Source organism: Nostoc sp. CHAB 5715, assembly GCF_020829685.1.
GTDB lineage: Bacteria > Cyanobacteriota > Cyanobacteriia > Cyanobacteriales > Nostocaceae > Nostoc.
In genome coordinates, this window is record NZ_JAIVFR010000147.1 from 1 (window position 1) to 10,123 (window position 10,123).

10 protein-coding genes are annotated in these 10,123 nt (G+C 41.5%); 6 read left to right on the top strand and 4 right to left on the bottom strand.

The genetic code is table 11. From position 1 onward, the window contains the following. Positions 1-414 precede the first annotated feature (414 nt). Positions 415-1,017: a DUF4360 domain-containing protein gene (locus LC574_RS10545; protein WP_229453476.1), complete on the top strand. Its 603-nt coding sequence runs from the start codon at positions 415-417 to the stop codon at positions 1,015-1,017. A gap of 182 nt (positions 1,018-1,199) precedes the next feature. Next, positions 1,200-1,808: a DUF4360 domain-containing protein gene (locus LC574_RS10550; protein ID WP_229453477.1), complete on the top strand. Its 609-nt coding sequence runs from the start codon at positions 1,200-1,202 to the stop codon at positions 1,806-1,808. A gap of 246 nt (positions 1,809-2,054) precedes the next feature. Here the strand turns inward: LC574_RS10550 and LC574_RS10555 are convergent, their stop codons facing one another. The 3 genes from LC574_RS10555 to LC574_RS10565 form a co-directional block, all read right to left on the bottom strand. Next, a complete protein-coding gene (locus tag LC574_RS10555) occupies positions 2,055-2,393 on the bottom strand; it encodes a hypothetical protein (RefSeq protein WP_229453478.1) in 339 nt (112 codons plus the stop codon). A gap of 576 nt (positions 2,394-2,969) precedes the next feature. Next, positions 2,970-3,986 carry a sulfate/molybdate ABC transporter ATP-binding protein gene (locus LC574_RS10560; protein ID WP_229453479.1) on the bottom strand — a complete coding sequence of 339 codons (1,017 nt, stop codon included), beginning with the start codon at positions 3,984-3,986 and terminating at the stop codon, positions 2,970-2,972. A gap of 450 nt (positions 3,987-4,436) precedes the next feature. Beyond that, entirely contained in the window at positions 4,437-5,885 is a 1,449-nt protein-coding gene (locus tag LC574_RS10565; protein WP_229453480.1) for a transglutaminase domain-containing protein, read from the bottom strand. Between the two features lie 492 nt (positions 5,886-6,377). Here LC574_RS10565 and chlP point away from each other — a divergent pair, with 492 nt between their 5' ends. The 4 genes from chlP to LC574_RS10585 all read left to right on the top strand — a co-directional run bounded on the left by chlP (position 6,378) and on the right by LC574_RS10585 (position 9,064). Further along, on the top strand, positions 6,378-7,598 hold the full coding sequence (gene chlP, locus LC574_RS10570; RefSeq protein ID WP_229453481.1) for a geranylgeranyl reductase: 1,221 nt from the start codon (positions 6,378-6,380) through the stop codon (positions 7,596-7,598). A 770-nt stretch (positions 7,599-8,368) separates the two neighbouring features. Continuing rightward, positions 8,369-8,692: a DUF433 domain-containing protein gene (locus LC574_RS10575; RefSeq protein WP_229453482.1), complete on the top strand. Its 324-nt coding sequence runs from the start codon at positions 8,369-8,371 to the stop codon at positions 8,690-8,692. Between the two features lie 44 nt (positions 8,693-8,736). Next, entirely contained in the window at positions 8,737-8,964 is a 228-nt protein-coding gene (locus LC574_RS10580; protein ID WP_229453483.1) for a DUF5615 family PIN-like protein, read from the top strand. Further along, positions 8,900-9,064, top strand: coding sequence for a hypothetical protein (locus LC574_RS10585; RefSeq protein WP_229453485.1), 165 nt, complete (start codon positions 8,900-8,902; stop codon positions 9,062-9,064). Before LC574_RS10580 ends, LC574_RS10585 begins: the two co-directional genes overlap by 65 nt. 144 nt (positions 9,065-9,208) lie before the next feature. Here the strand turns inward: LC574_RS10585 and LC574_RS10590 are convergent, their stop codons facing one another. Beyond that, positions 9,209-9,625 (bottom strand): hypothetical protein, encoded by a 417-nt coding sequence (locus tag LC574_RS10590; RefSeq protein WP_229453484.1) that lies wholly within the window; start codon positions 9,623-9,625, stop codon positions 9,209-9,211. Positions 9,626-10,123 lie beyond the last annotated feature (498 nt).

The window sequence follows — 10,123 nt, forward strand, 5'->3', positions numbered from 1 at the left end:
GCTAAATCGAACGCGAGTGCGTCTCCAAAGGAGAAGATTTAGTGAGGGTCTTAAACCCTTTTATTAATCTGCTGGTAGAGTTGCTACCTCTGCGTTATCTGCTTTTTTGTACAGAATTCGATTCTGAATTCTAAGTCCTGACTCCTGAATTATTTTCTGAGAAGTCAAATACGCTGGTAAACAATTTCCGAGTCAGAAATTGATTGTTTTATCATATTTCTGTCTTTATTAACCAGAGCGTATTCCATACATTTAATGATTGCTAGAAATCCCCAAAACCCAAAGAGTCTGCCAGGGAAAATTTTTTCTGTCTAGAAGTATATTAGGAGATTGACATTCCATGTAATATTCATAGGAGATTACACATTTTCGCGGAGTTATTAGATCAAAGTTTTAACTGGTCTGATTTCCAGTTTGACACTACTGAGTTTAAATGTTGTCGGTTTATCTCAGGTACAGGCTCAAACACAAGGATTTGAGCTTCAAGAAGTTCTAGTAACTCTTTTCGGAAATGGTTGCCCAAACGGAACAGCAAAGGGAATTTTAAATGGAGATACTCTTTCAATAGCATTTTCTGAGTTTGAAGCTTTAGCTTTACCTCCTAAGGTTGTATCAAAATCCTGCAATCTGCGGATCGGACTTAATGTACCTTTTGGATTGAACGTTCAGCCGATTAACGTTAAGTATCTTGCCTTTGCAGATGTGCCTACAGGAGGCAGTGCTAACCTAAATGTGAAAATACTTTTTGAAGGTCAAGAACTTCAAACTATCAATGATCCAAACGCAACGTTTGCGCCTGGCTTTTCAGCTACTTGGAGTAAAGATGTAGGTATTGTATTAGGCACAATAAATGCATGTCAAAACCCAGTAAGTTCGATTTTTGGTATCAATACAAATCTGACGGCAAGAGCTAGAGATATACCTGCAAATCAACAAACCAAAATCCGAATTGATAAAATCGATACAGAAATCGGCCCTGTATTGTTCCAAATAAAGTTCGCTTTTAATCCTTGTTAGGTTTTTTAAATGCATAGTCAGTTTTGCATTTAATTTTTCCCAAAAGCTGATCCCTCTAAAGTTGCTTTACCAACTTATCGAAATATTTCTTCCAATCGCTCTGAAGAAATTTTTGACTCTGTGTCTTGAGACATAGTATTGACAACAAACCTGATAAGCTCTCGTTATTTGAGATGAAAGATATGAAAGTTTTAACTGCTCTTATTTCCAGTTTGACGCTACTGAGTTTAAATGTTGTGGGTTTATCTGAGGTACAGGCTCAAACACCAGCATTTCAGTTTGAAAGTGTTCCAGTAACTGTTTTCGGAAATGGCTGCCCGTCGGGAACTGCCCAAATAAGTTTGGTAGGAAATACTCTGTCTGTAACTTTCCCTCGATTTCAGGCTGTAGCTGTATCTCCTAAGGTTGTATCACAATCTTGCAATCTCAGAATTGGGCTTAATGTGCCTAGAGGCTACAGAGTTCAGCCCATTAACCTGAGGTATTCTGGTTTTACAAATGTGCCTCAGGGGGGTACTGCTGCTTTAAGGGTTAGACCAGTGTTTCAAGGGAAAATAATTCCATCTAGGAATGATCTAAACATAAACTTCCCGTCTGGCTCTTCAGGTGGATGGCTAAAAGATGAAGCTATTACAGGAGATACAATAGACGCGTGTGCTAACCCAGTGAATTCGGTTTTCGGCATCAACACAACTTTGATAGCGCGTGCCACAAATGTAGCTGCGGGGCAGCAAGCCCTAATTAGATTCAATGGGGTTTATAGAATTAGGTTTAATTTGACTCCTTGTTAGTAGGGGCAGATATAGCAGTGCGATGTAGAAAGTCGAAGTTTAGAGGATTAAATTAATCCTCACAAAAATCAATAAAAAGCCAGCGCACCAGCCTCAGTATGATACTGTGCTGGTGTTTTTGTATACTTTTACGCAACTATCTGAACAGCATCTCCGATTATACTGGCTATTGGTGCAATACTACTCGGTTAAGAAAATTTGTAGCGACTGTTTTAAAAGTCAAGCTCACGTTTTGTTTGTGGAGATTTATGAAAGCGATGCCGTTCGCGGAGCGTCTCCAAGAGTTGGCGGGCTATTCGGCGTCGCACCTGTGTACTTGATCGCAGTGCGACAAAGTTTGAAGTACCTCAAAACGACTTTGAAGTACCTCAAAACGACTTTGAAGTACCTCAAAACGACTTTGAAGTACCTCAAAACGACTTTGAAGTACCTCAAAACGACTTTGGAGTACCTCAACACGACTTTGGAGTACCTCAACACGACTTTGAAGTACCTCAAAACGACTTTGAAGTACCTCAAAACGACTTTGAAGTACCTCAAAACGACTTTGAAGTACCTCAAAACGACTTTGAAGTACTTCAACATGACTTTGAGGTATCTGTTGCTTATATAGCAGTCCTAAATCATTCGTGAGAATTTGAGATCGTTTTAAATCAGTTATCAGTTATCAGTTATCAGTTATCAAAGCGTATGGTGAGGAGTTGTTACCCACCACCAACGCATACCACCAATTGGTGTGGTGTTTCGTCAAGGATTTAACTGATAACTGTTTACTGTTCACTGTTCACTGTTAACCTTCCTGTAGTCCCCCCGATGAAGAAGCTACGGTGTATACACAAGTCCTATCTGCAAAGGTTTCAAGCTTTATAGACCCAATAAATTGTCATGAAGAGCGCAGCGATAGCTTCGCTTAGTAATCGCATAATCTCGTAGTTTTTGCGATTGCTTCGTCGTTCCTCCTCGCAATGACAGGCTGACAAAGCGCTCCAACAGCTTAGAGCTAGACGACGAAACCAAGTGTGAGGTGTAATTTTCAGACTTGTGTATACACGGTAGCGATGAAGAAGGGGGGACAGTCTACCACTGCTTCTAAGATACAAGGTTGGGTTGAACTTTAGTGTTACCCAACAAACCCCTGAAAATGTCCCTGCCTTAAGTCAACTAAATTGAATAAGACAGAGGGAAGGACTTGGCATCTTTTGGCTTGACATACACGCGTTGTTTCGGTTCTAACTCTAATTGGTTGAAGCGATCGCGTGTTAAATGGGCCATCACCACTTGCCCGTCATCAAAAGTTAATTCTACCTGAATTTCCCAACCTAAATGTATCAAACGGCTCACTGTCGCAGGTGTAGTAGCACCGTTGGCAACCTTTTCCAAAATCACATCTTGCGGACGCAAAAATACTTGTGGATGTGGCGCATCAAATCCGCTACTTTGAAAAATCTTTGAGTTGCTGGGTAACACATTCACCGGCCCAATGAAGCTCATCACAAATGCGGTGGCAGGATTATCGTAAATTTCTGCTGGTGTCCCCACCTGTTCTACACGTCCTTTATTCATGACCACAACTTCATCGGAGACTTCCATTGCTTCTTCTTGGTCGTGAGTGACAAAAACTGTGGTAACATGAACCTCATCATGGAGGTTGCGTAACCATGCCCGTAAGTCTTTGCGGACTTTCGCATCGAGTGCGCCAAAGGGTTCATCTAGCAATAATACTTCGGGTTCTACTGCCAGTGCCCTTGCTAATGCTACCCGTTGTCTTTGACCACCAGAAAGTTGTGATGGATAGCGATCGCCTAGTCCAGTCAATTGCACCAATTCTAGTAACTGTTCTACTCGCCCCTTAATTTTCTTTGGCTGTGCCTTACGAATTTCTAAACCAAAGGCAATATTCTGTCTGACAGTTAGATGCTTAAATAGGGCATAGTGCTGAAACACAAAGCCAATATTGCGCTGTTGCACGCTTTGGTATGTAGCGTCCTTACCGATAAGCAGGATTTTGCCGCTATCTGGCATTTCTAAACCTGAAATTAACCGTAGTAGCGTAGATTTACCCGATCCCGATGGGCCGAGCAACGCAACTAGCGAACCACTTTTAATTTCCAGGCTGACCCGATCAACTGCCTTGAAACTCCCGAATTGTTTGGAGACATTTTCAACTACTATACCCACTGCCGCTATACCTCTGCAACTATCTACAGTTCCCTGCTAGGATTACCGTGTCTTATATATACCATAGATAGTTATTTTTGAATAAAAAACTCCACCCACAAGGGGATGGAGTTTTTGGGCATGGGAAATGGGGCATGGGGCATGGGGAAGAAGCTACCAATGCCCTATGCCCTATGCCCCAAGCGACGGGGCGACTATCCCGGAACACCCACTCTTGGGATGGAGTTTCCCGTCGCTTTCAATGAATAAGATTTAGCTAAACCGCGTCTATCTTGAAACCTGTAGTTCTTCGGTGATGAAAAGGATCTGCCCTCATCCCCCAACCCCTTCTCCCAGATTTGGGATTCGGGGAGCCAGAATTTCAAAGTCCCTCTCCCATATCTGGGAGAGGGATTTAGGGTGAGGGCAAAAACTACGGTTCTCAACTTAGATGAGGTTTACTTCTGAGTTCTAGCGTAGTACAGCATGAAATTTCAGTTTACCCAGGAGGCTAAGTTTTTGTTCAAGACTAAACACAAAAACTTCATAATTTCCTGCTTCTGGAAACTGACAGGAGATTTCAGTTTCCCCTCGTGCATTCCATTGACTCTGGCATTTTTTGAAATCTTGTAGTCTTCGTTGGTTATCTTGATTATCTTCTAGCAAATTCCCAGATCCTGGCAAGTCCCAAAGTGAAGACTCGACTTTTTGTGCTTTAGTAAAGAGGGCAACAATCTTCTTCTGGTAATTTGGAGAACTGGCAATTTTAATTGCAGCGACTTTTTGAACATTTGTTTGATATTCAGTTGGGGAAATTAGCATTAACTCATCCATGAAAAACTGAGGTGTCAGAATTGGCTTGTTTTCAAAAGTCTTGTAGTCTTCACGACGATGTAAAAGTTGCCAATTTAACTGCTGAGGAAAATGACTTATGCTCATTACTTGAGGAGGAAGTATGAGATAGTCTGCACTATATGAACCAAGTTCGCTAGAATCACCATCATCCCAGGTTGTATCAACTAATTGCCAATTATCTAAAATTTTGACTGCATTCCAAGCATGGTTTGTCCAATCATAATCAGAATGTATCAGTCTAAATACCTTAGGAATTAAGTCTATGGGGGCTAAGTCTCGACGAATTTTCCCTCTGACATAAACAACATCTGCACCCATAGATCGCCCCAATGCCATGAATAAATTAGCATAGCCCTCGCAAACTCCTTTGTGAGTGAAAAAAACAGTTCGAGCATCTTGAGCAGGTCTTCTTCCCGTTTTCAGCACATCTAAATCATAAGTAACCCGACTAACAACATAGTCATGTATAGCTTTAATTCGTAAGTATGGGTCTGATTCCTGTTTAACAATATATTTAGCAACAGATTCAATAGTTGTTTCAATATTGGATGGCATATTGGCAACAATTGGATGAATTATTGTATTCTCTTTCCACGGCCAAGGTGAATTTAATCTAGGAGGTTCAGGTTTATATACTATACCAGTAACAAAACCATTAAGTGGGTTAATAATTAGAGATGGATTACTTTGAGAAATTAGTGCCATCAGCAGTAAACTATAACCTAGCCAATATTTACCCTTGATCCGTTTTAAACGACTAAATTGCCAAATTTTTAAAGAAAATAGAGAAGATTGATAACGACTTTTCGATGTTTGATATTTAATAATATAAGTAACTATATTGAGAATTAAAATTAGTCCAACGATGCTTAAAAAAAGCGTTGTTACGCTAATAGCTGAATTGCCTATTTTCCAAATGGGATTACCTTGAAAAAACAAATATGCAAACCCACTCACTATACCCATAAGCAGCAAAAGCATCCCAATCTGAACGATGCGTTTTCTGTTTTTCTGCTTCAGTTTACGAACTTCTTCTAGAATATGGTTTTCAAGATTATTAGGCATAAAATAAATACCTTTGTGAACAATAATGATTAAGGAAAGTAGTTGATTAATGGTACATTGAAGAAGAATTCAGAAGTCAGAATTCAGGAGCGGAGCCGGAGACGCTCCGCCTCCGGTCAGAATCAATTAGTGGGGGATTCAAACCCACCACTTTCTTGTTGACCACTAAATCTTCTCTTTCAGAGACGCTGCGCGAACGATTTAGTGGGGGTGCAAAAACGCCGTTTATTCATCCGCCAGCGATGCACTGAGCGTAGCCGAAGTGTCACACAGAATTCAATTCTGAATTCTGGCTCCTGACTCCTGAATTCTGTTTTGATAAATTATACATTGAAATTGAAATTTACCTTAACTAAATTACCCATCTCGGTTTTTGTATCGAAACATTAAGGAATATTGCATTTCAGTAGAAACCTGAAGGTAAAGCGCCAAATCAGCAGAAAGACCGTGGTAGTATGCTCTCGGTAAATGTGAAGATTGGGAGAAAGACCTTTGACACTACGGGTTGCTGTTATTGGGTCAGGCCCTGCTGGTTCATCTGCCGCAGAAACACTGGCAGCCTCTGGGATTGAAACCTACCTGTTTGAGCGGAAGCTAGACAATGCAAAGCCTTGTGGGGGTGCAATTCCTTTATGTATGGTGAGTGAATTTGACTTGCCACCAGAGATTATTGATCGCCGGGTACGGAAGATGAAAATGATTTCGCCTTCCAATCGTGAGGTTGATATCAATCTGGTAAATGAAGAAGAATATATAGGAATGTGCCGCCGAGAAGTACTAGATGGCTTTTTGCGCGATCGCGCGGCAAAAGTCGGCGCAAATTTAATTAATGCCACTGTTCATAAACTTGATATACCAGGAAACAATACTGATCCCTATACCATCCATTACGTTGACCATACAGAAGGGATATCACAGGGTATTGCCAAAACTCTGAAGGTGGATCTAATTATTGGGGCGGATGGGGCTAATTCTCGCGTTGCTAAAGAAATGGACGCTGGGGATTACAATTATGCGATCGCTTTCCAAGAGCGAATTCGCTTACCCGAAGACAAAATGACCTACTATAACGACCTCGCCGAAATGTATGTCGGTGATGACGTTTCTACTGATTTCTACGCTTGGGTTTTCCCCAAATATGACCACGTAGCTGTCGGTACTGGTACAATGCAAATCAATAAAGCCAGCATCAAACAGTTACAAGCAGGTATCCGCGCTCGTGCTTGGGAGAAGCTAGCAGGTGGTAAAATCATCAAAGTTGAAGCCCACCCCATTCCTGAACATCCCCGTCCCCGTCGTGTTGTCGGTCGCATCGCTTTGGTGGGAGATGCTGCTGGTTATGTTACCAAGTCTTCTGGTGAAGGTATTTATTTTGCCGCTAAATCTGGGCGGATGTGTGCGGAAACTATTGTAGAAGCATCTAATAGTGGTAGCCGTATTCCTACAGAAAATGACCTGAAGGTTTACCTGAAACGTTGGGATAAAAAATACGGACTCACTTACAAGGTGCTGGACATTCTGCAAAGCGTGTTCTATCGTTCCGATGCTACCCGCGAGGCATTTGTGGAAATGTGCGATGACCTCGATGTGCAGCGATTGACATTCGATAGCTATCTGTATAAGACGGTTGTCCCAGCTAATCCTATCACCCAACTGAAAATTACTGCCAAAACCATTGGTAGTCTAATTCGGGGTAATGCCCTTGCACCTTAACTGAGTGCGGAATACGGGAACTTGCAACAAAGAAATTACCCAATTTTGTGGGGCGGGCATCCTGCCCGTCCATCAATTAACTATAGTCTACACGCTTTACAAAAAATTACAACATAAAGTAATAGACATCTGTGAAAAAGAATGTAGAGACGTAGCAGTGCTACGTCTCTACAAGGGTTCTGGGTGACGCATATTTAATTTATGGGAATGTCCATTTGATTTTCACAAATCAAATGGTATTACAGCAGTTTTCATGTATTTGAACCACATCTGTTGTAGGGGCACAGCAATGCTCATTGGTGTCAACAAAAGCCTAGAAATAGCAAAACTTTCGGCTTGATATCATGTCCGCATAAATAGTTATGCTAACCACAGTCATTACACCCCACCCCTAGCCCCTCCCCGCTCTTCGGGAGGGGAGACAAAGCGTAGCTTTGGCGGGGTGGGGTTCTTCGGGTTTAATAAGCAATCAAGCGGACATGATATGACTCACCCGCCTGGAACTAAAGTTCCAGGCTAATAGCTAAAGTCTACTAAAGTAGACTAAAGATTTTTCGGATTATTTAGTCATCTAAAGATGACTTTCGCTATTAGCAAGGAACTTCAGTTCCTTGCGGGACATGGCTTTTACGTTAAGTTGACACGTATGAGCTGGCTCGTGCCCCTACCGCGTGGTCTATTTACCTGAAAATAGCTGTAAAATAAGTTTGGTCAAGTTATGTATAGCAGAAACTCGCCTATGATCACAGATAGTTGTAGCAGGCAACTAGATGCCAGTCGTAGTAGCCAAGTTGTATGTAGAATATCGAGATGATGCTTATTGGGTTAGAGATACCCGAATTTCCCTTGACTCTGTTGTATATGCCTTCCAAAGTGGGCAGTCACCTGAAAGCATTGTTCAGTCTTTCCCCCTGCTGAGACTTGAACAAGTTTATGGAGCGATCGCCTTTTATCTAGCCAATCGTGCTGACATTGACGCTTACTTAGCAGCCGAAGAAATAGCTTTTGATACCATGCCTCAACCGCTACAGGCTATTGATCCTGCTTTATATAACAAGTTGATGGCAGCTAAGGCAGCAAGAAAGGCAGTATAGTGAACATTCGTTACCAAGCCGATGCTGATTTGAATTAGGCGATCGTGACAGGAGTTCTGCGACGAGAATCCACAATTGACTTCCAAAGTGCCTTTACTGCTGGATTGAAAGGTGTAAAAGATCCAGAAGTATTGGCGATCGCCGCCAAGCAGGGGCGGATTCTTGTTAGCCATGATTGCCTTCGGCACGCTTTGCGAACGAAAAACAATGCCATCAGAATTTGCGGAATTTATCGCAAACAATCAAAGTGCAGGAGTTATCATTGTCTCTAGAAAGTTAGCGATTGAAGTCGTTATCGAAGAATTGTTAGTGATTTGGTCAGCATCAAGTGCCGAAGAATGGGTTGATCGCATTGCAAAGCTACCTCTGTGACGCCAGCTAACAAATCGTTGGAGCAGATAGCGTTTCTCAGTCGTATGGAATACAGATTTTTGAGCGCTAATCTGGGATTAAAACCTAGATAAGACTAGGTTTTGTAGTTACTGCTCGTAACCTCCCTGAACGTATACAAATACATCAAGCATTATATACTTGAATATAGATATCTAAAATTGTAGGATCATCTACTCCTCCTCCATCTACAGTTACTCTGTAACCATTGCCAATTACCTCACTGATTTCAGAATTATCTGTTTTGACTGTATATCCGTTTCCTGCAAGTGCATTTATATATTGTCCATCGGAACCTGACCAAAATCGGAAGTTGGGAGCAGATGCACCGACAATTGTGATTACAGGAACATTGCCTTGTTCTAAAGTTCTTCCGCCGTTATTAAAAGATTTTGACTTAACTGTCTGTCCTGACTCGACGGTTCCGCTTATTTCTTGTTGGTCACCGCCAGTAGCTTGATCGAGGTCATAGAATATTGGTGTACCACTTGTGTGATTTATAAATGTAAACTGATGGTCACCACCGGTTCTAAATGTAGCCATGTCGATCTCCTTTTCCCATTATTGATTGGGTTTACACATTTACAAAAATTTGATTACGTGAATCAGACTTGTTTGCTTTTCTTCTTTAATTAAGTTAAGTGCAAGCAAAATCAACTTATGCACTTTTGAGATAGGAATGTGAAGTTTTTGCTGAATCTAGAGTACATGCAACCTCTAACTAGACAAACAGGTTCGCAGCTTCCATCCAACGATCTCCCGGCTTTAAGGTGATAAGAAAAATGATTACCAAGTTGAACTAACCAAAGCTAAGTAATCAGACGCAATTAATTACACCAATATGGGCTGAAATTCTTGACTAGACAAGAGTCAGTATGTAATTAATTCTGTCGTGTTACTTACGTTCGACAACCCAACGTTTGGGTAGAAGGATAAAGCCCTTCGCATCAGTTGGACGACGTACAACCTCATAAAATCCAACGGTAAGTGTCCATGACTAATTTCATAAATCTCTCAGCCTGGTATAACCAGGCTGAGGGG

What these genes read in the sequence shown, in the direction of transcription:
- LC574_RS10585 (WP_229453485.1), top strand. Translation starts at nt 8,900, where the DNA reads ATGCCATCAGAATTTGCGGAATTTATCGCAAACAATCAAAGTGCAGGA.
- LC574_RS10575 (WP_229453482.1), top strand. Translation starts at nt 8,369, where the DNA reads ATGCCAGTCGTAGTAGCCAAGTTGTATGTAGAATATCGAGATGATGCT.
- LC574_RS10565 (WP_229453480.1), bottom strand. Translation starts at nt 5,885, where the DNA reads ATGCCTAATAATCTTGAAAACCATATTCTAGAAGAAGTTCGTAAACTG.
- LC574_RS10550 (WP_229453477.1), top strand. Translation starts at nt 1,200, where the DNA reads ATGAAAGTTTTAACTGCTCTTATTTCCAGTTTGACGCTACTGAGTTTA.
- LC574_RS10555 (WP_229453478.1), bottom strand. Translation starts at nt 2,393, where the DNA reads ATGTTGAAGTACTTCAAAGTCGTTTTGAGGTACTTCAAAGTCGTTTTG.
- LC574_RS10590 (WP_229453484.1), bottom strand. Translation starts at nt 9,625, where the DNA reads ATGGCTACATTTAGAACCGGTGGTGACCATCAGTTTACATTTATAAAT.